Source organism: Rhodanobacter sp. G2-10, assembly GCF_055809185.1.
Genome location: NZ_CM147900.1, coordinates 1,945,586 through 1,971,373, shown reverse-complemented (window position 1 = coordinate 1,971,373; position 25,788 = coordinate 1,945,586). Strand labels below are relative to the sequence as shown.

Genomic DNA, 25,788 nt, shown 5'->3' with positions numbered 1-25,788 from the left:
ACCGCACAGGCGGATTCGCAGGCCGGCCAACCAAAGTCCGACAGACTCCTGGGGTTCTCCTAACCATCGATCATGGAATACACGCATGGCTGAATCCCTGCGCGATCAATTGCTCAAGAGCGGTCTCGTCAAGAAAGTTCAGCAGGAGCGGATTCGCGAACCCAAGCGACCGACCGCTGGCGCATCAGGCAAGCCGGGGCGAGGCGGCGGCAAGCCGCGCGCCGCCGCGGCGCAGCCCCAGGACCAACAGGAAATCGACCTGGCCAAGGCCTATGCACTGCGCACCCAGGTCGAAGCGACCGAGCGCAAGCGCGCCGAGCGCGAGGCGGCCGAGCAGGCCCGGTTGCGACGCGAGCGCAAGCTGCGCCTGCAGAAGTTGCTGGATGGCAAGGCCTTGAACAAGACCGATGCCGACCAGGTGCGAAACTTCGAGTACTCGGCGAAGATCCGCCGCATCCATGTCGATACCGCGCAGCTGGCAGCGCTCAACGCCGGCGAACTTGCCGTGGTGCAGCACGCCGGCAGGTACCTGCTGGTGAGTCGGGAGATTGCCTTGCAAGTGCGCGACATCGAGCCCCGCCAACTGGCGCTGCTCGTCGAGCCCGGCGCAGCCAGCGCCGATGACGATGGCGTGCCGGACGACCTCATGTGGTGACACCGCCGGTTCTTGAATCTGCGGCAGGATTTTGCTTGGCGGCATACGCGCGGCGGGCGAAGCCCGCCCTGCGGTTCTCGCAAGGGTGTCGCGCGGGAGACCTTGATGTCGGCGTAGGGCGGGCTCTGCCCGCCGGCCCTTGAATGTGAGCGAGTTTTTCCTGCGCGGCAAACAAGCGGCGGGCAAAGCCCGCGCTACGTTTGGCGATCCGTCGTTTGCACGAGGGCAGGGTGATCCCAACCGCTTTTCGGTGTGAAGCGGTCGCCGTAGCGTTGGGCGAGCTCCTGCAGTTTCGACTTCAAGGTGTCGGCACCTTCGCTGCGCACGTACTGGATCGGGCCACCGCGGAATGGCGCAAAACCGGTGCCGAAGATCACGCCGGCGTCGAGCAGGTCGGCGTCGTCGACGACACCGTCCGCCAGGCAGGCGACCGCCTCGTTGATCATCATCAGGATCATCCGGTCCTGCAGGTCCGGTGGCGTGACGTACTCCTTGTCCACTTCAGGTTTCTGTGGCTTGCCGTCCTGCCAGGTGTAGAGGCCTTGGCCATCCTTCTTGCCGCGTTTGCCGGATTCCAGTGTGTCGTCCATGCCCGGCGGCAATTCAAGACCCAGGAAAGGCGCCAGTTCCTTGCCGACCGAAGCGCAGACATCGAGTCCGACGGTGTCGGCCAGTTCGATCGGCCCCATGGGCATCCCGAATTTCCTTGCTTCGCGATCAAGCACCGGGCCGGGGACACCCTCGCTGTAGAGCCGCATGGCTTCGAGCAGATAGGGCATCAGGATGCGGTTGACCAGAAAGCCCGGCGTTCCCTTGACGGCAACCGGCAGCTTGCCGATCGCCTTGCAGAACGCCAGTGCACGCTTTTCGATGGCCGGGTCAAGCTTGTCGTGGCGCACCACTTCGACCAGCGGCATTTGCGCCACGGGGTTGAAGAAATGCAGGCCCAGGAAACGCTGTGGCGCGCCGAGCTTGCTGCGCAACTCGTCCAGCGGAATGCTCGAGGTATTGCTGGCCAGGATCTGGTCAGCCTGGAATTGCGGCTCGATGGTGGCGTACAGCGACTCCTTCGCTTCGGCGTTCTCGTAGATCGCCTCGATCGCCAGGTCTGCCGAGGCGATACCCTTGCCCTCGACATCCGCACGCAGCCGCCTCATTGCGGCATCGACCTTTTCAGTGGTCTTCAGCTTTTTCTCATACAGCTTGCGCGCCCGATCCAGCGCGGGCTGGATGTATTTCATCTCGCGATCCTGCAGGGTCACGTCAAAACCCTTGAAGGCAGCCCACGCCGCGATATCGCCGCCCATCACGCCGGCACCGACCACGTGCACATGCTTGATCGCCGGATCGATCCCGCTGCCCTGGTTCTTCAGCTGCTCCTGCAGGAAGAAGATGCGGATCAGGTTCTGCGCCGTCGGGGTTTGTGCCAGCTTCGCTACCGAGCGTGCCTCAAGCTTCAGGCACTGCTCGATGTTGCCGCCGCCACGTTTCCATACATCAATCAGCGCAAATGGCGCCGGATAATGTTCCTTGCGCACCTTGGCAGCCGTCTGCTTCAGCATCACGGGGGCCAGGATCTGGCGTGCCAGCCAGGTATTGCTGGCCCAGGCCTTGGCGCGACGCGCGAACGGCCGCGCCGGTGCCCGGCGCAGGAGTATGCGTGCCTCGGCCAGCAGTTCCTGTGGACGTGCCACGGCATCGACCACGCCCAGACTGAGGGCGCGACGCGCGGAGAGCGGTTTGCCGGTCAACATCATCGGCATGGCCTCGGTCGCGCCGATCAGTCGTGGCAGCCGCGCCGTGCCGCCCCAGCCCGGATGGATGCCCAGCATTACTTCGGGCAGGCCGATACGGGTCTTTTCGTCGTCCGCCGCAATACGCTGACGGCAGGCCAGGATCAACTCGGTGCCGCCGCCCATGCAGGCGCCGTGCACGGCCGCCACCGTGGGGCAGGCCAGGCGTGCCAGCGCCTCGTAGACTCGTTGGCCGTGCTCGATGTTTTCGCGTACGGAATCCTGCTTGGCGAATTCCACGAACTCGTGGATATCCGCGCCCACCGCGAAGCCCGACGATTTGGCCGAATGGATGATGACTCCGAGCGGCATGTCGATCGCCAGCCGTTCGACAATCTGCTCCAGCTCATCCAGCACGGCCCGGCAGATCGCATTGACGCTGCTGTCCGCGCGGTCGAGCGTGAGCGTGACCACGCCCTCGTCGTCATGGGTTTGCCAGTGTTTGAATCGCAATCCTTCGAACATGGGGATAGAGGCATGAGGAGGAGGCCTGAACCATACCGTTCCGCCGCCACGAATGCGAGATATGAAGCCCGCGCTTGACCCGGCCGTGAAGGCGGTGTGAAATCGGGCTGCTGCGAAAGACATGCGCTGAAACCAGCCAGGTGTGGCGACACCGTGGTGATCACATACGGGAGGCTGGACACCTTGATTGCGAATTATCCGGATCCATCGAAGCCCAGGCGGCATCCCATGGGTGGCCGCGGCCATCTGCCGCGTCCGATTCCATCATCGCGCGAGCACCAGCGGCGCGGGACGGATACTTGATGAATATCGCGATGGCTTCCGCGCCGCCGCAAGCGGGCGCCGAAATTTTCGAGCGGATACTGACTGCATCAACCGGGCTGGTCGTGCTCGAAAGCAACGACGTGGAAGCGCTGATCGAGCAGATGCGCGCACTGGCCAGGCACAGTGGGCAAGCGGTGTATCTGTGGCAGCCCGACACCGGGCTTGGCAGCCTGCGCGACGCCCATGCGCGTGTGCCGGACTGCGATCGTCTGGGCAATGCCTTGCGCTACATGCAGCAAAGCATGCACTTCGGTGTCTATTTCCTGCGCGGCCTGGAGTTGCCACTGTCGGCCGTCGATGCAGCCGTCTTGCGACAGTTGGCGCGGGCGCCCAAGGGGCATTTGCGGCGAGTCGTGCTCATCGATACTCCGCCGGCACTGGTTGCCCATCTGGGCGATCTCGCCGCGCAACTGAGCAGCGAGGACGGCAAGCCACGAAAATTGCGCCTTCGCGATGGTCGCTGGCTTGCATGAAATGGCGGCCCGCATGAGTGCCGGGATCTTGCTGGTGGCCGCGGAGCGCGAGTTGCGTCGCCGTCTGTTCGACGTGCTCGATCAGGCGGGGTATTCGAAGATACACAGCGCACGCGATCTCTCCCACGCCGCGATCCTGATGGAAGGCGTGGCTTCGCAGCAGCCACTGCAATTGATCGTGCTGGTGCACGATGGCGACCAGAAGCAGGTATGCAGCCATTGTGAGCAATTGAGTCGTCTGCCAAATGCCTCCGAAGCGCCCCTGATCGTGGTGTTGGCCGACGGAGCCAGTTGCAGCCCTTCGGAGCTGCCGCCGCAAATCGCGGATTGGCTTTGCGCCGGACAGATCGGGACGGAACTGCTGGCGCGTTGGCGGCGCGTCCGTCCCGGTGGGACGAGAACGCAGGTGAGGGTGGTCGTCGACAGCGATCCGGATGAGGAGGACTGTCGCTGCGCTTTCGAGGAAGGCGACGGCGAGTGGTTGATGGTGGACGTGCAGACCGATTGTCTGCTCGAGGTGAGTCCCAGCGTCGCTCGTCACAGTCGCTTGCCGGCCAGCCAGTGGACCGGGATGGCATTGTCCGAAGCGATCAGTTTCGAGGGCGGTATGCCGCAGGGTATTTACTCCGAGGCCGACCGTCGCTGGCATCCGGCCCGACGCAAGTCCGCCCACGGATACGATGCCGGCCAGGTGAATGTGCGGCGTGTCCGACACGGCGGGCGTGGAGCGCTGGCAGTGCAGTTCCGCAGCGACCGCGCTGACCTCCGGGCCGAAGCGGCACTGTCGCTGTTGTCACGCTTCTTTGTGTCGAGCAGCGGGGTCGATGCCCCCGTAGCCGCGAGTCGGCTGTTGTTCGACGAACTGGCATTGGACTATCTCGCCGTATGGTCCTCGCGCAGCGACGCCGCCGACGCACCGGTACAGATGCTGCAGCTTTGCCGGAGTGAACCGGCGCAGTGGCCATCCTCCTATCTGCAGGGTTCTCTGCAGGTAGTGCTTGGCGGCAAGGCGATGCATTATCAGAACGATGCCGGCAAGCTGGCCGCAACGGACCCGCTGCTGCAGCAGCTGGATCTGGCCGGGTTTGTCGGGCTGCCCCTGTTCGACGAGCGGAATGCCGTGATCGGTGCGATGTTGGCCGGCAGTCGCCGTGGCTTTTCCGAAATGAGCGTGGTTGAACCCGTGTTGCGTTGCGCCGCTGCCCGCTTTGCGCGCGTGATCGAGCTGGAACGCACGCGCGAACAAGGGCGCGCCGAAGGCCTGGTCGATTCGCTCACCGGTCTGCCCAACCGGCTGCTGTTCAACGACCGCCTGGAGACGATCCTGCGCGAGGCGGTCCGCAACGGCGAATGCTTCGCTTTGCTGTTCGTCGACCTGGATCGCTTCAAGGCGATCAACGACACCTACGGTCATGCCACCGGCGACCAGGTCCTGCGAACCGTCACGCAACGGCTGCGCGGCAGTATCCGCGCGTCGGACACGGTGGCGCGCTACGCTGGCGACGAGTTCACCGTCGTATTGCGGCACATCGTGAAGAACGATGACGTATTGCGGGTCGCCGAGAAAGTCGTGCAAACGATGGAGTCGCCGATCTTCCTGGACGACGGCACCGAGTTGCAGGTCACCGTGTCGATGGGGTTGAGCTTTTTCCCCGACGATGCCGGCGACGCGGAAACGCTGCTCAAGCACGCCGATGAGGCGATGTATTCGGCCAAGCATCTGGGCCGCAACAACTTCCAGATCTACGAAGTCAGCCCGGAGTATGCCCGGGAGCACGGCATGGCGCTGAAGACCCGCCTGCGCCACGCCGAGGGCAACGGCGAGTTGCGGGTGGTCTATCAGCCGCAGGTGGACACCCAGACCGAGGACATCGTGGGGATGGAGGCGCTCGTGCGCTGGGAGCATCCCGAGCTGGGCATGATCAGCCCGGCGGTGTTCATTCCGCTGGCCGAGGAGACCGGTCTGATCGTGTCGATCGGCGAGTGGGTGATGCAAACAGCCTGTCGCCAGGCGCGGGAATGGGAACAGCGCTACGGCCTGCGGCTTAGGCTGGGCGTGAACCTCTCGGCGGTACAGCTGATGGAACCGCAGCTGCTGGACATGGTGGCCCGGGTGCTGCGCGAGACCGGCCTGGATCCAACCCTGCTGGAACTGGAAATCACCGAGAGCATCAGCATCAAGGCAGCGCCGAACCTGGTCGAGAACCTCAACGCGCTGCATCGCCTGGGAAGCCACATCGCGATCGACGACTTCGGGACCGGTGCCGCCTCGCTGGACTACCTGCGTCGACTGCCGGCGGACCGGATCAAGATCGACCAGAGCTTCGTGCGCAATATCGGCGTGGACCCTGACGACGAGGCCATCGTGCGTGCCACCATCGAGATGGCGCATCGCTTGAACCGTGCGGTAGTCGCCGAAGGGGTGGAGACCGAGCAGCACATGCAGTTCCTGCGCAATCATCACTGTGACGAGTTGCAGGGTTATCTGTTCTGTCGCCCGCTGCAGCCGGTCAGCTTCGACAAATTGCTGGCCGAGCGCCAGCGGCTGCTGGACGTGCGCCTGGCCGAACCGGCTTGAGCCGGAACCAGGCGACCCCATAACGGACAACGGCGCCCCGGTTTTGGCCAGCGGGCAACTTACGCAGTGTTCCGACAGGGCCTTGAGCATGAGTAAACTGAACTTGGGCGGTTCCCGGTGGTCTGAGCGCCGGGTTCAGTTCCCCTCAGGCACCCTCAGCGGATGACGGCATTGACGATGGACACAGCCCGCGTGGGCGAAAACGAACTGGACCGGGCGCTCGTGGAGCGGGTGCAGCAGGGGGACAAGCGCGCCTTCGATCTGCTGGTGCGCAAGTACCAGCACAAGCTGATCGGCCTGATTTCCCGTTATGTACGCAGTCATGCCGAATGCGAGGACATCGCGCAGGAGGCCTTTATCCGCGCCTGGCGGGCGATCGGCTCGTTCCGCGGGGACAGCGCGTTCTACACCTGGCTCTACAAGATCGCCGTGAATACCGCCAAGAATCACCTGGTGGCGATGAGTCGGCGGCCGCCGTCGGGCGACGTCGACGCCGACGATGCCGAGTTCATGGCCGGCGCCGAGCGCATGCATGACAGCGCCACCCCCGAACACGAACTGATGCGCCAGGAAATTGAACAATCGGTGTTTTCCACTGTCCAAGCCCTGCCCGAAGAGCTGCGGACGGCCATCACCCTGCGGGAAGTGGACGGCCTCAGCTACGATGAAATTGCCGAAGCCATGGGCTGCCCGATCGGTACGGTGCGTTCGCGCATCTTCCGGGCGCGCGAGGCGATAGATGAAAAGCTGCGGCCGCTTTTGCCTGGTCGCGAGGATCACACATGAAGCAGGCAGACATGAATCAGGACGCCCGTGAAAGTCTTTCGGCTGGCATGGACGGCGAGTTGCCGGTCGAACAGATGCGTTTCCTGTTGCGCCGACTCGACCACGATGACTCGCTGCGGCAGGCATGGTCGGGCTACCACATCACCCGCGATGGCTTGCGCCGGGAAGACGTGCGAATGGCGTCTGCCGGCTTTGCGGCACGGGTAATGCTGGCAATCGAGCAGGAGTCGCATGCGACCCCGGCCGTCAGCCGGCGCCATCATTGGCTGCGCTGGTCCGGTGGCGGCGTGATCGCAGCCAGCGTGGCCGCCGCCGCATTGATGATCAGTCAACCTGCCGGGGATCCCGGGCGAATGAACCCCGCGGCCAACTCCGGCGCCAGTCATATGGCTGTCGCCTCTCCGGCGGTGCAGCCGGCGGCGCCGCCGTCAGTGCCGCCATGGTTGAGTGGCAATTCCGCCGGGCTGCTGAGTCAGCAGGCTTCCGCCACGCTGGGAGATCCGCTGGACAACAGCCGTCCCCGGAACCTGCGCCGATTGTCGTCATACCCGGCCATACATCGCTACCGCACCCTCGACAACAACGATGGCAGCTATCTGCTGTTGCTGGATCCAGCGCAGCCCGGCATGCCGAATGCGCCACGTCAGGCGGGTGTCGGCGCGCAGCAGTAAGCCGATCCCGCATGTGACGGCATGCGGCGCTCCCGGTTGATCGTTCCCCTCGGCTGCGTGCATGTGCCGACGGTGAAGTGCGGGCGAGCGGCGCATGTCTCCGGCGAAGTCTTCCACGAGTCGGCCCGGCTGACTCGAGTACAACCCAAGGAGGAGTCATGAATCATTCCATCTTGCGTACCCTGGCATGCTGCGCGCTGCTGGGTCTGGCCGGAGTCGGCGGCGCGCAGGCGCAGCCCGCTGCCACGGTTGCGGCGTTGCCGGATTTCACCGGTATCGTGCAGAACAATGCTCCCGCCGTGGTGCACGTCGAGGCGAAATACACCGGTGAGCGCCAGCAGCAGGTGACGCAATCCATGCGCGGCCGGATGATGCCGGGTCCCAACGACCCGGGTGCGGAAATGCTCCGGCGCTTCTTCGGCATGCCGATGATGCCGTCACCCGAGGAGCAACGGCATACGTCGCTGGGTTCCGGCTTCATCATCTCCAAGGATGGCTACATCCTCACCAACAACCACGTGGTCGATCACGCCGACAAGGTGACCGTGCGGTTGCAGGATCGCCGTACGCTGACTGCCAAGGTGGTTGGCACCGATCCCACCTATGACATCGCCCTGCTCAAGATCGATGCGGGCGACGATCTTCCCGCCGTGAAGATTGGCGATTCCCGCAATCTCAAGCCGGGTCAATGGGTTTTGGCAATCGGTTCGCCGTTCGGTTTCGACTACACCGTGACGCAGGGCATCGTCAGCGCGGTGGGCCGCAACCTGGGCCAGCGTGACCAGCCCTATACCTCGTTCATCCAGACCGATGTGCCGATCAATCGCGGCAATTCCGGTGGTCCGCTGTTCAACCTGCAGGGCCAGGTAGTCGGGGTCAACTCGCAGATCTATTCCAACACCGGCGACTACATGGGCGTGTCGTTCTCGATCCCGATCGATGTGGCCATGAATGCTGTGCAGCAGCTGAAGACCAAGGGCTACGTGTCGCGCGGTCTGCTCGGCGTGACGGTGCAGCCGGTCAGCGATGACATCGTCAAGGCATTCAAGCTGGACAACGGGGTAGGCGCGGCAGTGGTCGACGTTGATCCGGCCAGCGGCGCCGGCAAGGCCGGCATCCAGGCCGGCGACATCATCCTGGCGTTCAACAACCATGTGGTGCAGCAGTCTTCCGATCTGCCGCCGCTGGTCGGCATGACCAAGCCGGGCAGCAAGGTGCCGGTCGAAGTGCTGCGCAATGGCAAGAAGCAGACTTTCCAGGTCACCATCGGTGAGGCCAAGCGTGACCGCGACGCGGTGGACAACCGCTCGGCCAGTTCGCCCTCGGCGCAAAGCGGGTCGGCAGCGCTGGGGATTGTCGTCGAGTCGCTGGACAATGACACCCGCAAGCAATTGGGACTCAAGTCCGGGCAGGGCGTGGTGATCAGCGATATCACCGGTCCGGTGGCGGGGCAGGCAGGCCTGCGCGCTGGCGACGTGATCCTGATGGTCAACCAGCAGAAGATCGGCAGCGTGCCCGACTTCGAGGCGGCAACCAAGGGCGTCAAGGCCGGCAGCACGGTCCTGCTGCTGGTGCGTCGCGGCGACCAGAGCCAGTTCATCGGACTGACCGTGCCAACTGACAAGTAGTTGAGTACCCCCTCACGGCAAGGGCGTCGTCGCCGGTACGGGACGATGCCCGCGCGGTTCCACGTGACCGGGTTCCGCGGCTGGATGCCAGTGGCCAGTTCCGTGCGATAATGTGGGGTTAGCGTCGCCCGAAGGTGACGCGTCGCCACGCATGGTGCGTGGTGGCGAACCCACGTCCGAAAGGCCGCCAACGCTCCATGGAATTGATCCGCAACTTCTCCATCATTGCCCACATCGATCACGGCAAATCGACCCTGGCCGACCGCATCATCCAGATTTGCGGTGGCCTGGCCGATCGCGAGATGGAAGCGCAGGTGCTGGACAACAACCCGATCGAGCGCGAGCGCGGCATTACCATCAAGGCGCAGTCGGTGTCGTTGCCGTACACGGCGCGTGACGGCAAGACCTACCAGCTCAACTTCATCGATACTCCGGGCCACGTCGACTTCTCCTACGAGGTCAGCCGCTCGTTGGCCGCGTGCGAAGGCGCACTGCTGGTGGTGGATGCCGCGCAGGGTGTCGAAGCGCAGTCGGTGGCGAACTGCTACACCGCGGTGGAGATGGGCCTGGAAGTCGTGCCGGTGCTGAACAAGATCGACCTGCCCACGGCCGACGTGGAAAAAGTCAAAGGCGAGATCGAAGCCGTGATCGGCATCGATGCCACCGACGCCGTCGCGATCAGCGCCAAGACCGGCCTGAATGTGGTCGAGGTGCTGGAAGCAATCGTGGCGCGCATCCCGCCGCCGAAGCCGCGCGACTCGGACCGCCTGCAGGCGTTGATCATCGACTCCTGGTTCGACAACTACCTGGGCGTGGTCTCGCTGGTGCGCGTGATGCAAGGCGAGATCCGGGCCGGCGACAAGTTGCTGGTGATGTCCACCGGGCGTACCCATGAAGTGGATGACGTCGGCGTGTTCACCCCCAAGCGCAAGAAGACCGAGGTGCTTGGCGCAGGCGAAGTGGGCTGGATCAATGCGTCGATCAAGAACGTGCACGGGGCGCCGGTGGGCGACACCCTGACGCACGCCGGCAAACCGGCCGACAAGGCGCTGCCGGGCTTCCAGCACATGCAGCCGCGCGTGTTCGCCGGCCTGTTCCCGGTGTCCTCGGACGATTTTCCCGCGATGCGCGAGGCGCTGGACAAGCTGCGCCTGAACGACGCGGCACTGTTCTTCGAACCCGAGTCTTCCGAGGCGATGGGCTTCGGTTTCCGCTGCGGCTTCCTGGGCATGCTGCACATGGAAATCGTGCAGGAGCGCCTTGAGCGCGAGTACGACCTGGACCTGATCACCACCGCGCCGACCGTGGTCTACGAGGTGCTCAAGAGCGACGGCACGATCCTGCAGCTGGACAACCCGGCCAAGCTGCCGACCAATTCCAGCCTGATCCAGGAAATCCGCGAGCCGATCATCGTCGCCAACATTCTCACGCCGCCGGATTACATCGGCAACGTGATCACCCTGTGCGAGGAAAAGCGCGGAGTACAGGTTTCGATCCACTATCTGGCCAGCCAGGTGCAGATCAGGTACGAGTTGCCATTGGCCGAGGTGGTGCTGGACTTCTTCGATCGCCTGAAATCCGTTTCGCGTGGCTATGCCTCGATGGACTACCAGTTTGATCGCTTCGAGGCGGGTCCGTTCGTGCGCACCGACGTGCTGATCAATGGCGATCGTGTCGACGCGTTGTCGCTGATCGTGCATCGCAGCCAGGCGGACCGCCGTGGTCGCGAACTGGTCGAGCGGATGAAAGACCTGATCCCGCGGCAGCAGTTCGACGTGGCCATCCAGGCAGCCGTTGGCGCCCAGATCATCGCTCGCTCCACGGTGAAGGCACTGCGGAAAAACGTGCTGGCCAAGTGTTACGGTGGCGATGTCAGTCGCAAGAAGAAGTTGCTGGAAAAGCAGAAAGAAGGCAAAAAGCGCATGAAACAGGTCGGTCGGGTGGAAATTCCCCAGGAAGCCTTCCTCGCGGTATTGAGAACGGATAAATAGTTTTGACCGGGAATGGGGAATGGGCAACCGGGAATGGTAGGGGCGCCACGCTCCGATTCCCGATTGCCCATTCCCCATTCCCGGCTCCCTAGGAGCCCCACATGGAATTTGATTTCGCGGCGATTCTGCTTGGCCTCACCGTGCTGTTTGGCGTGGTGTGGGGGCTGGACCGGCTGTTTCTGTACAAGAAGCGCAAGGCGCGCCTGGATGCGGCGGGTGAGGACTATCGCGATCCGATTCCGGTGGACTGGGCACGTTCGCTGTTTCCGGTGGTGCTGGTCGTGCTGCTGCTGCGTTCGTTCGTGGCCGAACCGTTCCGGATTCCCTCCGGTTCGATGATGCCTACGCTGGACGTGGGCGATTTCATCCTGGTCAACAAGTTCGCCTACGGCCTGCGGCTGCCGGCATTCAACAACAAGTTCCTTGATCTTGGCGAGCCCAAGCGCGGCGACGTGGTGGTATTCCGCTGGCCCGGCTTTACCTGTCACCGGGCGGACGGAACCGTGGTGCACGGTGGCAACGCCGACTGCAGCGTTCCGGTGCCGAACCAGAACTGGATCAAGCGCGTCATCGGCCTGCCGGGCGACACCATCCAGATTCACGACAGCGAGATCGTGATCAATGGCAAGCCGGTCAAGGCGGAGGAAATCGGTCCGTTCGTGGGCAATCACGCGCGTCCGGCCGATGAAGAACTGCTCGCGTATGGCGCCACCATCTGGAAGGAGCACCTGGGCAAGGTGACCCACCTGATTGCGCGCATGCCCGATCGCATGCCCACTCCTCCGGTGCCCAACCCGCGCATGCCGTCGGTGGTGCCGGACAATTGTTACCTGGTGATGGGCGATGACCGCGAGAACAGCGAGGACAGCCGCTGGTGGGGCTGCATGCCGGAGAAGAACCTGGCCGGCAAGGCGTTCCTGATCTGGATGAGCTGGAAGGGCTGGGGCACGGGTGGGGTCGATTTCTCGCGGATCGGCACGGTAATCCATTGAAACGATATCGGTGCGTGCCGCTGATGGCTGCGGAAAACGTGACGGAGTAGCAGTGGTTGGCCCCCGCATGTGGTCAACAAGTGCGAGAATCCGCAGGCATAATCAGCATGCGGGGCTTCGGCCCCGCGGACGCCGGCATGGCGCCAGTGGCACCAGGGGCAATCAACAGATCGACAGGCCGCCCGGGCGGCATAGCGAGGGGACTATGAAATCGAAACAGACCGGCGTCACCCTGATCGGCTTTCTGATCATCATTGCGGTGGTGGGCTTTTTCGCCTACATGGCGATGAAGTTGCTGCCCTCGTACTCCGAGTACATGGGCGTCACCAAGGCGATGAACCAGATCGCCACCGAAGGCACGAACGGCAAGTCGCTGGACGAGATTCGTCGCAACCTGATGTTCAAGATGGGCTTCCAGTACGTCGACGACTCCACCATCAAGCCCAAGGACATCACGATCAAACGCGATGCAGGCGGCACCAGCGAGCTGCGGGTGTCCTACGACAAGCAGATCCCGTTCATGTACAACATCGACTTCCTGCTGCACTTCAACAAGAGCGTGCCACTGCAGGGCAACGTTGGTCAGTAAGCATTGAAACTTCGTCACCGATTCCGCGACCCTGCGCTGGCGCAACTGGCTTTCACCCATCGCAGCGCGGGCAGGCCGAACAACGAGCGACTGGAATTTCTGGGTGATGCGCTGTTGGGCGCGATCATTGCCGAGTTGCTCTACGAAGTGCACCCCAAGGCGAACGAGGGCGAGTTGTCACGGCTGCGTGCGCAATTGGTCAATGGCCAGGCGTTGGCGGTGGTGGCCCGCGAGCTGGACCTCGGTGACGAACTGAAGCTTGGCCCGGGCGAGTTGAAGAGCGGCGGTTTCCGGCGCGATTCGATCCTCGCCGATGCGTTCGAGGCGCTGGTTGCTGCGGTTTACGTGGATGCCGGTTTCGAAGCCTGCCGTGACGTTGTGCGGGAACTGTTCGGCGAACGCGTAGCCGCGCTGCGGCGGTCGTCCAAGGATGCCAAGACGCGCTTGCAGGAACATCTGCAGTCTGGCGGCTGGCCGTTGCCGCATTATGAGCTGATCGCCAGCCATGGCGAGGATCACGCCAAGACCTTCGAGGTGCGTTGCGGCATCTGCGAACCCGTGCCGCTCACGTGCGAGGCGACCGCTGGCAGTCGCCGCGCCGCCGAGCAGGACGCCGCCGAGAGCGTGCTGAACCAGTTGCTCGAACACGCCCAGCAATCCTGAGTGCCGCGGCGTCGCCGGCGACGGCAGACAACCTGACCCGCCTTCAGGGCACTACACTTGCCCTCCAACCCGCTGATGCCCAATGCCATGAACCATTCCCCGGACGCTGCCGACGGCAGCCTGCCAGATGAAAATTTCCGCTGCGGCACGGTGGCGCTGGCTGGGCGCCCGAATGTGGGCAAGTCGACCTTGCTCAATGCGTTGATCGGTTTTCGCCTGTCGATCATCAGCCCGCGACCACAAACCACCCGCCATCGCATCCTCGGCATCCATACCGACGAGGCCGGGCAGATCCTGTACGTGGATACGCCGGGCCTGCATCGGGGCGCCAAACGGGCCATGAACCGCAGCCTCAACCGCGCCGCGCGTTCGGCGATCAGCGATGTGGATCTGGTGGTGCAGGTGATCGAGGCCGGCCGCTTCACCGACGAGGACGAGGCCTTGTATACCGCCCTGGTGGAGCAGTCCGCGCCGCGTCTGCTGGTGATCAACAAGGTCGACCTCAACAAGGACAAGACCGTGATGCTGCCCTTCGTGGCCGAGCTCATGCAAAAACACCACTACGACGAAGTCCACTATGTCAGCGCGTTGAAGAAGCAGGGGCTGAAGGAGCTGGAGCAGGCGATCCTGCAGCGCCTGCCGGTGCAGGCGCCGATCTACGGTGAGGACGAAGTCACCGACCGCAGTGAACGCTTCCTCGCCGCCGAGATGGTGCGCGAGCAGCTCATGCTGCGGCTGGACCAGGAATTGCCGTATGCCACGACGGTGGAGATCGAGCAGTTCAACGATCGCCCCGACGGCGTCGCCGAGATCCACGCCATCATCTGGGTCGAACGGGACGGCCAGAAGGCCATCGTGATCGGTCAGGGCGGCGCCCAGCTGAAGGCGATCGGCTCAGGCGCCCGTCGCCACATGGAGCGCATGTTCGAGCGCAAGGTGTTCCTGAAGCTGTGGGTGAAGGTGCGCCAGGGCTGGGTCGACGACGAGAACATGTTGAAGAAATTCGGGTATACCGACTAGGAGTGTGAGTTGAGGAGTGAGGAGTAAGAGAAGGACCAGGAAGCAAGAAGAGCAGGGTTATGACACGGGAAGCATCACTGCTCCTGCTTTCTCTCGCTACTCACTTCTCATGCCTCACTCCTGACTTTTCATGCGCATCGAACAGCAACCTGCCTACGTGCTGCATGCGCGAGCCTATCGCGAGACGTCGCTGTTGCTGGAATGCCTGACGCGTGAGCATGGCCGGCTTGGTGTGGTGGCGCGCGGGGTACGTGGCGAACGTTCGCGGTTGCGGCGTGCCCAGCTCGAGCCGTTCCAGCCGCTGGCCCTGGGTTTGTTGCTGCGTGGCGAGATGGCCACGCTCACCGCGGTCGAGGCGGTGGGTGCGCCGCAGCGGCTGAGCGGCGATGTCGCTCTGGCCGGGCTCTATCTCAATGAGCTGGTGGTGCGTCTGAGCGGCAGACAGGACCCGTTGCCGCCGTTGTTCGAGGCCTATGCCGTCACCTTGTCGCGTCTTGCCGCCGGGGAGTCACCGGGCTGGAGCCTGCGTCGTTTCGAGCGCGACTTGCTGGATGCCACCGGTTATGGCCTGCAGTTGCTGCATGAGGCCGACACGGGCGAGGCGATCGATCCGGAGGGCTGGTATCGCTACGTGGTCGAGCAGGGTGCCGTGCGTTGTGCCGCCGGCAGCCAGCACGCCCTGCGCGGCGGCGATTTGCTGGCGCTTGCACGCGACCACATGCCCGAGAGTGGTGGCCTCAAGTCGCTGCGCAACCTGATGCGCGAGGTGATCCGCTTTCATCTGGGTGGCGGCGAGCTGCGTGCCTGGCGCGTGCTGTCCATGGCAGTGTCGCGACGCGGCGACGCGCCACGCTAGTCTTCAAGCGCCTTCAGCGTCGCCACGATCGCGCGGCGGAAGCTGGCCAGTGCAGCGGGCGTGGCGCCGTCCCGCGACAGTTGCTGCTGCATCAGCACGGTCTGCTGGGCGAGGCTGGTGGCACCGCAGAACCCGCATGACGAGCGCAGCCGGTGCAGGCGGTCGGCAAAGGCAACCAGATCCTGGCTGAGTCCATCCAGTTCCCGTTGCAGCAGCGTCAGTTCGTCGTGCAACAGCAGGCGCAGCGCGCGCATCGTGGTGGGATCGCCGCTGCTGTAGAGGGCGGCGCCATCGTCAAGCACGCACGGATGCTGGCCCGCATGGACCAGCGACAGCACGCGCTGCAAGTCGGCCAGGCTGCAAGGTTTGAGCAATACCTCGCTGAAGCCGGCGGCGAGCAGGCCGCGCCGGTCTGCGGGCGCCAGTTCGGCGCTGGTGGCCACGGCGGCACTTTGCGCCGAGCTGGCCCCGGGATCCCCGCGCAATTGCGTCAAGATGTGCAACGCTCCACCATCGGGCATGCGGCAGTCGAGCAGCAACAGATCGAAGATCTCCGCGCGAGACCGAGCCAGCGCCGTTTCACCGCTGACGCAGGTTTCCACCGTGGCACCGAGCGAGCGCAGGCCGTCGCCGAGAAAGCGGCAACTGGCGGGATCATCGTCGGCGACCAGAACACGCGGATTGGCCGCCGGAGTCGGGCGAAACGAGGTAGTGTCCGGACGCTCATCCATGACGAAATCCTTGTCGTTCATCTTAGTTTGGCAGAATGGCCCGACATGCGCCTGACATCAAGCCATCTGTTGCTGTGCTGCGGACTCCTGCTGGGCCTGTTCTGGCCGGGGGCGGCGCGGGCGGATGTGGCGCTTTCGGCGAAGCTGATCAGCATGCCGGGGGTGAGCCTGCAGGGCGTGACCCTGACGCTGGCTGATGACGGCGCGGGGGCGATCAACGTGCAGATGCATGCCGATCGCGCGGACGTGCCGTCGATGGGCTGGCGGCGGTTGGCGGTGGATCTTGCCGGCAGCCTGCGACGCGACGATCGGCTCGCATGGGCACTGGACGGCAACGTGAAACTTGCCCGGGCCCCCGGTGGAGCGCTCAGCGATGCGCAGATGCAGGTCAGGATCAGTCCGGCCGCCAACACCTTGCTGATCGACCTGTCGCAGGGCAAAACCAGCATCAGTGGCGCATTGCCGCTGGATCAGCCAAGCCACGCCCAGATCCGCCTGGACAACCTGCCGGCAGGCTGGTTGCAGGGGCTGCTCGGCACCGTGTGGTCCGGTCGTCCGACCGGGGGGCAGCTGGATGCAGAGTTGGCGCTGGACATGCGCGACCCGGGCTTGCGTTCGTCCGGTCAGTTCAGCCTGAGCAAGGTGGGCTTCGATACCCCCGCCGGCACGCTGGCCGGCCAGGGGGTCGGCGGAAGCGGGCGTTTCAATCTCGACTCGACCGAGGGTCCGGTCCAGATCGATCTTGACGCGAGTCTGCGCGGTGGCGAACTCCTGCTCGGTCCGATCTACGCCAGGTTGCCCGACCACCCGGTTCAACTGGACCTGCATGCCCGCGCCCAGGGCGGGGCCGTCGAATTGAGTCGGTTGCGGATCAATGACGCCGACGCACTGCAACTGGACGGCGCACTGGCTTTCGATGCCCAGGGCGCGCTGAAAACGCTGCGGCTGGATCGCATGCACGCCAGCTTCCCCGCGGCCTATGACCGTTACGGAAAGGCCTGGCTGGATACGCTGGGTTTGCCAGGCCTGCAAATTGCGGGAGAGCTGGACGCCAGCCTCGAGCTGCGTGGGGACACACCGCGCCGCTTTTCCTTCAAGACGGACCGACTGGACCTGGCAGATGCCGACGGACGTCTGGCCATCGACAGTCTGCGCGGTGGTCTGGACTGGGCCGTGCAGGGTGAGCGACCCGCCACCACCCTGGCCTGGCAGAGCCTGAGGTTCTACCGGATCGACAACGGCGCGGCGCAATCCCATTGGCAAAGCCGCGATGGCACGCTGAGTCTGCAGCAACCGCTGCAGGTGCCGGTATTGCAAGGCCAGTTGCGCATTGGCCAGTTCGACTGGCAACCGGCGGCCGGCAAGGGACAGCGCTTGGCAACCTCGCTGGTGATCACCGGCGTCGACATGGCCGCGTTCAGCCGCGCCATGGGCTGGCCGGCGTTCCCCGGTACGCTGGCAGGGGCGGTGCCCTCCCTGCGCTGGGTCGATGACAGTCTGGTACTCGACGGTGGCCTCACCGCGAACGTCTTCGACGGTTTCGTCGACATCACCCGCTTGTCCTTGCAGCAGCCGTTCGGGCGCAGTCCTGCCTTGAACGCCGATATTTCGCTGAAGCAGTTGGACCTGGGCGCGATCACCAGCGTGTTCGATTTTGGCAGTATCACCGGGCGGCTGGATGGCTCGATCGACAACCTGCGTCTGGTCGACTGGAACCCGGTGGCTTTCAAGGCCAGCCTGTTGGCCGGCAGCGGCGGCCGGATCAGCCAGCGCGCGGTGAACAACCTCACCTCGGTGGGTGGTGGCGGCATCGCCGCGGGTTTGCAGGGGGCAGTGCTGAAGTTGTTCAAGACCTTCGGCTACAAGCGGATCGGCCTCAATTGCACGCTGCACGGCAGCGTGTGCAAGATGAGTGGTCTGGAACCGGCTGATGGTGGCTACACTATCGTTGAAGGCAGTGGCCTGCCGCACCTGCAGGTCATTGGTCACCAGTCCGAGGTCGACTGGCCCACCCTGGTGAAGCGTCTGCAGGACGCCATCCACGGAACGGCACCCGAGATCCATTGATTCACATTTCAATTTTCCCGCAACGGAGTCAAGTCATGCGCAAGCTCGTCTACGTCATCCTGACCACCATGGCCGTGGCGTTGGTCGGCTGCGTCACGATCAACGTGTACTTTCCCGAGGCAGCGGCACAGAAGGCGGCTGACCAGTTCATCGGCAACGTGCTGGATCAGGCCGGCCCCGACAGCAAGCCGGCACCGAAGGATCCGCCACCGGCACCGAAGAACAACGGCAGTCATCCTTCGGCGATGCTGCTCGACCTGCTGATTCCGGCCGCACAAGCTGCCGATACACCCAACATCCGCATCCAGACCAGCGCCACCGAAGCCATCCGCAGCCGCATGCAACAGCGCTTCGGCGGTGTGCTGGGCACGTTGCTCGACAGTGGCGCCGTGGGCTTCACCCACGATGGCATGGTGGCCATGCACGATGCATCCAAGGTGCCGCTGAGCCTGCGCGCGCAGGCCAACGCCGCAGTGGCCGATGAAAACCGCGATCGCGCCGCCCTGTATCGCGAGATCGCCGTCGCCAACAACCATCCGGAGTGGGAGTCGCAGATTCGCGCCACCTTTGCCAAGGGCTGGATCGAAAAGGCCCACGCTGGCTGGTACTACCAGAACGCCGCCGGCGCCTGGCAGAAAAAATAGGTGTAGGAGCGCACCCTGTGCGCGAACGCTCTTCGCAGAAGGGCCGTGTCGCCAACAGCCACCCGGGCCGGAAAGGGCAGATTCGCGCCACCTTGGCCAAGGGTTGGAACGAAAAGGCTGACGCCGTTCGCAGAAAAGCGGTCGCGCACAGGGTGCGCTCCTACAAGAGCGTGCCGCGGCGATTAGCCACCCGGACGGGAAAGGGCCGATTCGCGCCACGTTGGCCAAGGGTTGGAACGAAAAGGCTGACGCCGGCTGGTAGTACCAGAATGCCGCCCGCGCCTGACAGAAAAAGCAGGTGTAGGAGCGCACCCTGTGCGCGAACGCTCTTCGCAGAAGAGCCGTGTCGCCAACAGCCACCCGGACCGGAAAGGGCCGATTCGCGCCACGTTGGCCAAGGGTTGGATCGAAAAAGGCTGACGCCGTTGGCAGAAGAGCGGTCGCACACAAGGTGCGCTCCTACAAGAGCGTGCGGCGGCGATTAGCCACCCGGACCGGAAAGGGCCGATTCGCGCCGCCTTGGCCAAGGGTTGGAACGAAAAGGCTGACGCCGTTCGCAGAAGAGCGGTCGCGCACAAGGTGCGCTCCTACAAGAGCGTGCCGCGGCGACTGAACGTCATACCAGCCGATCTGTGATAATGGGCGGCCACCCTTCATCCTTTGGCGCCCATGTCCCGTTCCAACACCGTTTCTGCCAAGCCGTTCGAAGCCCACATCACCGACCTCGGCCACGATGGCCGCGGCGTGGCCCGGATTGACGGCAAGACGGTGTTTGTCAGTGGGGGTTTGCTGGGCGAGAAAGTGATGGCGAGGTTGCGCAAGCGCCATCGTCATTTCGACGAGGCCGAGGTGGTCGAAGTCCTCACCGCGTCGCCGCATCGGGTCGAGCCGCTGTGCCAGCACTTTTCGCAGTGCAGCGGCTGCTCCCTGCAGCATCTGGATGCCAGCTCGCAGATCGCCGCCAAGCAGCGCGTGCTGGCCGAGAATTTCGAGCGTATCGGCAAGGTCACGCCGCAGTCCTGGATGCCGCCGCTCACCGCCGAGCCATGGGGTTACCGCCGCAAGGGTCGGCTGTCGGTTCGCAACGTGGCCAAGAAGGGTCGCGTGCTGGTCGGTTTCCGCGAGGCGCAGAACCCCCGCTTCGTCACCGAGATCCTGCGTTGCGAGGTGATGCATCCCTCGCTCGGCCCCAAGGTGGGTTTGCTCGCCGAACTGCTCGCAACGATGGATGCGGTCGACACGATCCCGCAGATCGAATTTGCTGGTGGCGACGATCTGATGGCGCTGGTGTTCCGGCACATGGAGCCGCTGGGCGAGCGTGATCTGGCTGCGCTGAAGTCATTTGGACAGCAACACGGCTTCGCCATCTACCTGCAGCCGGGCGGTGTCAGCAGCGTGCATCCGTTGTGGCCGGAAAGCCCGCGCCTGGCGTTTCGCATCGCCAGCGATGATCCCCGGTACGCCGATGTGGAGCTGGAATTCGAGCCGCTCGACTTCGTACAGGTCAACGCCGGCATGAACCAGCTGATGATGTCGCGCGCCATGGAGCTGCTCGACCCCCAGCCCGCCGATCGCGTCCTCGACCTGTTCTGCGGCCTGGGCAACTTCACCTTGCCGATTGCGCGCCGGGTTGCGGAAGTTGTCGGGGTGGAGGGCGAGCATGGTCTGGTCGAGCGCGCCGCGCAAAACGCCGCGCGCAACGGCATCAGCAATGCGGCGTTCCATGTCGCCAACCTGTTCGAGGATCAGCGTCAGGCAGCGTGGGCGCGCCAGCCGTGGGACAAGTTGCTGCTGGACCCGCCGCGGGCCGGCGCCGACAAGGTGCTCGAATACCTCCCGCACCAGCAGACCCGCCGCATCGTCTACGTCTCCTGCCATCCCGCGTCGTTGGCACGCGACGCGGGTATCCTGGTCAACCAGCATGGCTTCAAGTTGAGTTCGGCCGGCGTGATGGACATGTTTCCGCATACCGCGCATGTCGAGTCGATCGCGCTGTTCGAGCGCGGGTGATCGGCATGGGCATCGAGATCGAACGCAAATTCCTGGTAAACGATGACAGCTGGCGCAGCCTCGTCGAACACAGCAAGCCCATGGCGCAAGGCTATCTGATTGGCGCGCAGGCATTGCGCCAGGGTGCTGCGCGCGTGTCGGTTCGCGCGCGCCTGGCGGGTGGTCAAGCCTGGCTCAACATCAAGGCAGCCACTCCCGACATCGCGCGAGCCGAGTTCGACTATCCGATTCCGGTCGAGGACGCCAAGGCGCTACTGGGCGAGCTTTGCGATGGAGTTCTGGAGAAGGTCCGCCATCATGTCCGCGTGGATGGTGTCCTGTTCGAGATCGACGAATTCAATGGCGACAACCAGGGTCTGATCGTGGCCGAGGTCGAGCTTCCCGCCGTCGATGCCGCGTTCCCGCGGCCGCCGTGGCTGGGCCGTGAGGTGAGTGCACTGACGCGCTACTACAACGTCAACCTGATCGAGCATCCCTACCGGCAGTGGACGCCGGCCGAACGCGCCGCGGAGGATGCCGCATGTTGATGATTGGTGTGGCCGGCCCGGAGCTGGCCAGGCACGAGAAAGCCTGGCTCGAATCCGCTGCGGTCGCCGGCGTATTGCTGTTTTCGCGCAACTACGCGTCGCGCGAACAGTTGAGCGCGCTTTGTGCCGCCATCCGTGACACCGGCGGCGACCATCTGCTGATCGCGGTCGATCAGGAAGGTGGCCCGGTGCAGCGTTTCCGCGAGGGCTTTACGCGCCTGCCGCCCCTGGCTGCGATCGGTGCGATCCACCAGCGCGATGCCGACGAGGCGATCCGCCTGGCCGAGGAGCACGCCTGGGTGATGGCCAGTGAGCTGCGCGCCAGCGGGGTCGATTTCAGTTTTGCACCGGTGGTAGATCTGGCGCGCGGCAATGCGGCCATCGGCCTGCGTGCGTTCCACGCCGATCCCGCGGTGACCGCCGAGCTGGCCGAGGCTTATGTGCGCGGCATGCATCTGGGCGGCATGGCGGCCGTGCTCAAGCATTTTCCGGGGCATGGCTCGGTCAGCGGAGATACCCACAAGATGGCGGCAATCGATCCGCGCAGCCTGGATGAGATTCGCCGCGACGATCTGCTGCCGTTCGCCCGATGTGTCGAGGCGCATGTCGAAGCCGTCATGATGGCGCATGTCACCTATCCGGCAGTGGACAGCCAGCCGGCCGGCTACTCGAAAATCTGGATCGGACAGATTCTGCGCAAGGAGCTGGGTTTTGCCGGCGCAGTGATCAGCGACGACATCAGCATGGCCGCTGCCGGTGCTGCAGGCAGCGTGGGCGAGCGGGTGAGGGCGCACCTCGATGCCGGCTGTGATCTGGTGCTGGCGTGCTTTCCCGACGTGGTCGAGGAGGCGCTGGCTTCCATGGCTGATGTCGAGCGACCCTTTCCCGAATCGCTGGCGAACCTGCGTGGCGCCGTCGGCGCCAGCTGGGACGGTCTTGCGCAAAATCCACAGCGTGACCGCTTTGTCGCGCGCATCACGGCGCTGAACGCCGAACAGGGAGCCGCATGAATACTTCAACCCCCGCATTGATCGACGCCCTGGCGCAGTCAGAATCTGCTGCATGATCGCACCGAACTGGAATCGGTCATCCAGGCGATGGGCAAACGCATCGACGCGGCGCTGGACGGCGAGCGCGCCGTCTTCCTGACCGTGATGAATGGCGCACTGATCTTTGCCGGACAGCTGGCCCTGGCGATGCGCACCGACCTCGAGTTCGACTACGTCCACGCCACCCGGTACCGTGGTGCCACCTCCGGCAAGGAGCTGCACTGGCTGCGCGAGCCGATGGTGTCGCTGCAAGGCCGCGTGGTGCTGCTGGTCGACGACATCCTCGACGAAGGCCACACGCTGAAAGAGGTGCGCGACGACTGCTATCGCCGCGGCGCGAAAAAAGTCTATATCGCCAGCCTGTGCACCAAGAAGCACGATCGTCTGATCGAAGGTGTCGCCTCCGATTTCAACGGCGTCGAACTGCCTGATCGTTTCGTGTTTGGTTACGGCATGGATTATTACGAGCAAGGCAGAAATTTGCCGGGGATTTATGCGTTGAAGGAAGACAACACATTGTAGGAGCGCACCCTGTGCGCGATGTCTTTCCGTCACGTCACGAGAGAGCTCGCGCACAGGGTGCGCTCCTACACCGGGTATCGGCATTGCGGTGATGCCCGGGCGCTCGACCACCCTATGGATCCGGACCACAACAATGTCTCATGCTGAGCCAACGTCCATCGACCTCGCCGTCATCGGCGGCAGCGGCCTGTACCAATTCCCGGGACTGGAAAACACGACGCGGCGGGCGCTGGATACGCCATATGGCGCCGCTTCGGGCGACGTGGTGCTGGGGGATTTTGCCGGCATGCGGGTGGCCTTCCTGGCCCGCCATGGCGAAAGCCACAGCCTGCCGCCGCACCGGGTCAATTACCGCGCCAACGTGTGGGCGCTGCACCAGCTTGGCGCGCGTCGCGTCGTCGGGGTCAATGCCGTGGGCGGTATTCGGGGCGACATGGGACCGCGGGCGATCGTGGTCCCTGACCAGCTGATCGACTATACCCATGGCCGTTACACCAGCTACTGCGATGTCGAAGGTGCCGAGGTGAAGCACATCGACTTCAGTGAGCCCTACACCGAATCGCTGCGCCAGCAGTTGCTGGCTGCGGCGCGGGCGGCCGGGGTCAGCATCATCGACGGCGGTTGTTACGGCGCCACCCAGGGGCCGCGTCTGGAGACCCGGGCAGAGATTGCCCGCATGAAGCGCGATGGTTGCGACCTGGTCGGCATGACGGGTATGCCGGAAGCCGTGCTGGCGCGCGAGCTCGGACTTGAATACGCCTGCCTGGCGCTGGTCGCGAATTTTGCCGCGGGCTGTGGCGACGAGGATGAAATCAGCATCGAGGAGATCTTCGCGCACCTGGCCGCCGCCACGGCCGAGGTGCCGCGCATCTTGGCCCGAATGGCCAATCCGTGACCACCTTTGGCGTCTCTGCTCGCCAACCAGACATATTCGTATTGCATTCAGGCTTCACCTCTTGTTACTTTTCCATGGGTCAGCGCGGCGAGCCGGGGGGAACAGCCGCACCCATGCTGGCGCACCACTCCATGGATCCAGAGGTTCACGCAATGAGTTTCGGTACGGTCAAATGGTTCAACGACGCCAAGGGTTTCGGTTTCATCGCACCCGAGGACGGGGGAGCGGACGTGTTCGTCCATTTTTCGGCCATCACCAGCAAGGGCTTCCGCAGCTTGCAGGAAGGCCAGCGGGTGAAGTTTGAAGTGACCCAGGGGCCAAAGGGGCTCCAGGCCTCCGCGGTGGAGGCCGCTGAAGCCACCGCCTGATCCTCCCGGCAGAGCAGTTCCGCAAACATTGAGCCCCGCATTCCATGCGGGGCTCTTTCTTGGTGCGGTGTGCGTGGTGCGGCCCTACGCCAGCGCATGGCCGTCGCCTTGGTTAATATGGCGAATTGCCGAACCCTGTGCAGGAGCTGCCCGAGTGATCATCAAACCCAAAGTCCGTGGATTCATCTGCATCACCGCCCATCCGGTTGGCTGCGAGCGCAACGTGCTCGAGCAGATCGAGATCACCAAGGCTGCCGGTCACGTGGCCGACAAGGGCCCGAAACGCGTGCTGGTGATCGGCGCATCGACCGGTTATGGCCTTGCCTCGCGGATCACCGCCGCGTTCGGCTACGGCGCCGCCACGCTCGGCGTGTTTTTCGAGAAGCCCAGCAGCGATACCAAGACCGGCACCGCCGGCTGGTACAACTCCGCCGCGTTCGACAAGGCGGCCAAGGCGGCTGGCCTGTACAGCAGGTCGATCAACGCCGACGCGTTCGCCCACGAAACCCGGGCCAAGGCGATCGAGATCATCAAGAACGAGATGGGCGGCCCGATCGACCTGGTCGTCTACTCGCTGGCCTCGCCCGTGCGCAAGTTGCCCGACACGGGCGAGGTGGTGCGCTCGGCGTTGAAGACCATCGGCGAACCCTTCCACAACACCTCGGTCGACACCAACAAGGACACCGTGATCGAAGCCAGCGTCGAGCCGGCCACCGAGCAGGAAATCAAGGACACCGTCACTGTCATGGGCGGCGAAGACTGGGCGCTGTGGATCGACGCGCTGAGCAAGGCCGGCGTGCTGGCCGACCAGGCCAAGACGATTGCCTACAGCTACATCGGTACCGAGATCACCTGGCCGATGTACTGGCACGGCACCCTGGGCCAGGCCAAGCAGCACCTGGACAACACCGCCAAGGAACTCAACAGCCGTCACCCGGGGCTGCAAGCCTATGTCGGCGTGATGAAGTCCGTCGTGACCCAGGCCAGCGCCGCGATCCCGGTCATCCCGCTGTACGTGTCGATCGCCTTCAAGATCATGAAAGAGAAGGGCATCCACGAAAACCCGATCGAGCAGGCCAACCGCCTGTTCCACGATCGGCTGTACCGCGCCGATGGCGTGGCACCGGAAACCGACGATGAAGGCCGCCTGCGCCTGGATGATTGGGAACTGCGCGACGACGTGCAGGTTCCCTGCCGGACGATCTGGCCCACCGTCACCACCGAAAACCTGCACGAGATCACCGACTACGCCGGCTACAAGCACGAGTTCCTGAAATTGTTCGGGTTTGATCGGGACGACGTGGATTACGACGCCGAGGTCGAGGCGGATCGGCGGTTTGATTGCATTGAGCTTTGAGTTGGCGCGCGGGGCGATTCAGGGACGCAGGATAGGTGAATGCGAGCAAAAGTGGTCAGAGATATTATGGGTAGAGCCCAGGTGTCTCTGACTCTTCATGTTCTGGACTGAGGAAGTTGGATGCCCTTGGGCTG

22 protein-coding genes and 1 pseudogene are annotated in these 25,788 nt (G+C 64.1%); 21 read left to right on the top strand and 2 right to left on the bottom strand.

The window, feature by feature from the left end; genetic code table 11:
- Window positions 1–85 precede the first annotated feature (85 nt).
- Entirely contained in the window at window positions 86–655 is a 570-nt protein-coding gene (locus AC0L58_RS09045; RefSeq protein WP_473682635.1) for a DUF2058 family protein, read from the top strand.
- Window positions 656–849: 194 nt separating this feature from the next.
- On the opposite strand, the gene AC0L58_RS09040 is transcribed toward AC0L58_RS09045, so the two are convergent.
- On the bottom strand, window positions 850–2,913 hold the full coding sequence (locus AC0L58_RS09040; RefSeq protein ID WP_473682633.1) for a 3-hydroxyacyl-CoA dehydrogenase NAD-binding domain-containing protein: 2,064 nt from the start codon (window positions 2,911–2,913) through the stop codon (window positions 850–852).
- A gap of 302 nt (window positions 2,914–3,215) precedes the next feature.
- Between AC0L58_RS09040 and AC0L58_RS09035 the strand changes: the two genes are divergently transcribed.
- From AC0L58_RS09035 to recO, 11 genes are all read left to right on the top strand, one after another.
- The gene (locus tag AC0L58_RS09035; RefSeq protein ID WP_473682631.1) at window positions 3,216–3,710 is read left to right on the top strand and encodes a hypothetical protein; all 495 of its coding nucleotides are present in this window, start codon (window positions 3,216–3,218) and stop codon (window positions 3,708–3,710) included.
- 13 nt (window positions 3,711–3,723) lie between these two features.
- The gene (locus AC0L58_RS09030; RefSeq protein ID WP_473682629.1) at window positions 3,724–6,288 is read left to right on the top strand and encodes a putative bifunctional diguanylate cyclase/phosphodiesterase; all 2,565 of its coding nucleotides are present in this window, start codon (window positions 3,724–3,726) and stop codon (window positions 6,286–6,288) included.
- Between the two features lie 177 nt (window positions 6,289–6,465).
- Window positions 6,466–7,074, top strand: coding sequence for an RNA polymerase sigma factor RpoE (gene rpoE, locus AC0L58_RS09025; RefSeq protein WP_473682627.1), 609 nt, complete (start codon window positions 6,466–6,468; stop codon window positions 7,072–7,074).
- A gap of 11 nt (window positions 7,075–7,085) precedes the next feature.
- Window positions 7,086–7,745 (top strand): sigma-E factor negative regulatory protein, encoded by a 660-nt coding sequence (locus tag AC0L58_RS09020; RefSeq protein ID WP_473682625.1) that lies wholly within the window; start codon window positions 7,086–7,088, stop codon window positions 7,743–7,745.
- Between the two features lie 158 nt (window positions 7,746–7,903).
- Window positions 7,904–9,373: a Do family serine endopeptidase gene (locus AC0L58_RS09015; RefSeq protein WP_473682623.1), complete on the top strand. Its 1,470-nt coding sequence runs from the start codon at window positions 7,904–7,906 to the stop codon at window positions 9,371–9,373.
- Between the two features lie 197 nt (window positions 9,374–9,570).
- A complete protein-coding gene (gene lepA / locus AC0L58_RS09010; protein WP_473682621.1) occupies window positions 9,571–11,364 on the top strand; it encodes a translation elongation factor 4 in 1,794 nt (597 codons plus the stop codon).
- Between the two features lie 101 nt (window positions 11,365–11,465).
- The gene (gene lepB, locus AC0L58_RS09005; protein ID WP_473682619.1) at window positions 11,466–12,356 is read left to right on the top strand and encodes a signal peptidase I; all 891 of its coding nucleotides are present in this window, start codon (window positions 11,466–11,468) and stop codon (window positions 12,354–12,356) included.
- 205 nt (window positions 12,357–12,561) lie between these two features.
- Window positions 12,562–12,945, top strand: coding sequence for a DUF4845 domain-containing protein (locus tag AC0L58_RS09000; protein WP_473682617.1), 384 nt, complete (start codon window positions 12,562–12,564; stop codon window positions 12,943–12,945).
- Window positions 12,946–12,948: 3 nt separating this feature from the next.
- On the top strand, window positions 12,949–13,608 hold the full coding sequence (gene rnc, locus AC0L58_RS08995) for a ribonuclease III (RefSeq protein ID WP_473682615.1): 660 nt from the start codon (window positions 12,949–12,951) through the stop codon (window positions 13,606–13,608).
- A gap of 87 nt (window positions 13,609–13,695) precedes the next feature.
- Window positions 13,696–14,628 carry a GTPase Era gene (gene era, locus AC0L58_RS08990; protein ID WP_473682613.1) on the top strand — a complete coding sequence of 311 codons (933 nt, stop codon included), beginning with the start codon at window positions 13,696–13,698 and terminating at the stop codon, window positions 14,626–14,628.
- A gap of 130 nt (window positions 14,629–14,758) precedes the next feature.
- Entirely contained in the window at window positions 14,759–15,484 is a 726-nt protein-coding gene (gene recO, locus AC0L58_RS08985; RefSeq protein ID WP_473682611.1) for a DNA repair protein RecO, read from the top strand.
- Here the strand turns inward: recO and AC0L58_RS08980 are convergent.
- Window positions 15,481–16,215, bottom strand: a complete 735-nt coding sequence (locus AC0L58_RS08980; protein ID WP_473682609.1) for a response regulator — start codon at window positions 16,213–16,215, stop codon at window positions 15,481–15,483. The two genes, recO and AC0L58_RS08980, sit on opposite strands and share 4 nt — an antisense overlap.
- A gap of 45 nt (window positions 16,216–16,260) precedes the next feature.
- On the opposite strand from AC0L58_RS08980, the gene AC0L58_RS08975 reads away from it, so the two are divergent.
- The 9 genes and pseudogenes from AC0L58_RS08975 to fabV all read left to right on the top strand — a co-directional run bounded on the left by AC0L58_RS08975 (window position 16,261) and on the right by fabV (window position 25,654).
- Entirely contained in the window at window positions 16,261–18,282 is a 2,022-nt protein-coding gene (locus AC0L58_RS08975; RefSeq protein ID WP_473682607.1) for an AsmA family protein, read from the top strand.
- A gap of 35 nt (window positions 18,283–18,317) precedes the next feature.
- A complete protein-coding gene (locus tag AC0L58_RS08970) occupies window positions 18,318–18,926 on the top strand; it encodes a YdbL family probable chaperone protein (protein WP_473682605.1) in 609 nt (202 codons plus the stop codon).
- A 669-nt stretch (window positions 18,927–19,595) separates the two neighbouring features.
- A complete protein-coding gene (gene rlmD, locus AC0L58_RS08965; RefSeq protein WP_473682603.1) occupies window positions 19,596–20,936 on the top strand; it encodes a 23S rRNA (uracil(1939)-C(5))-methyltransferase RlmD in 1,341 nt (446 codons plus the stop codon).
- 5 nt (window positions 20,937–20,941) lie between these two features.
- Window positions 20,942–21,463: a CYTH domain-containing protein gene (locus AC0L58_RS08960; protein ID WP_473682601.1), complete on the top strand. Its 522-nt coding sequence runs from the start codon at window positions 20,942–20,944 to the stop codon at window positions 21,461–21,463.
- Window positions 21,457–22,473, top strand: coding sequence for a beta-N-acetylhexosaminidase (nagZ, locus tag AC0L58_RS08955; RefSeq protein ID WP_473682599.1), 1,017 nt, complete (start codon window positions 21,457–21,459; stop codon window positions 22,471–22,473). The genes AC0L58_RS08960 and nagZ overlap by 7 nt, the downstream gene beginning before the upstream one ends.
- Window positions 22,470–23,034: pseudogene (locus AC0L58_RS08950) on the top strand (hypoxanthine-guanine phosphoribosyltransferase). Before nagZ ends, AC0L58_RS08950 begins: the two are co-directional and overlap by 4 nt.
- Window positions 23,035–23,167: 133 nt before the next feature.
- Window positions 23,168–23,929, top strand: a complete 762-nt coding sequence (locus tag AC0L58_RS08945; protein ID WP_473682597.1) for an S-methyl-5'-thioinosine phosphorylase — start codon at window positions 23,168–23,170, stop codon at window positions 23,927–23,929.
- Between the two features lie 152 nt (window positions 23,930–24,081).
- Complete coding sequence (locus tag AC0L58_RS08940) at window positions 24,082–24,297, top strand: cold-shock protein (RefSeq protein WP_473688653.1); 216 nt, start codon at window positions 24,082–24,084, stop codon at window positions 24,295–24,297.
- Between the two features lie 154 nt (window positions 24,298–24,451).
- Window positions 24,452–25,654, top strand: a complete 1,203-nt coding sequence (fabV, locus tag AC0L58_RS08935; RefSeq protein WP_473682595.1) for an enoyl-ACP reductase FabV — start codon at window positions 24,452–24,454, stop codon at window positions 25,652–25,654.
- Window positions 25,655–25,788 lie beyond the last annotated feature (134 nt).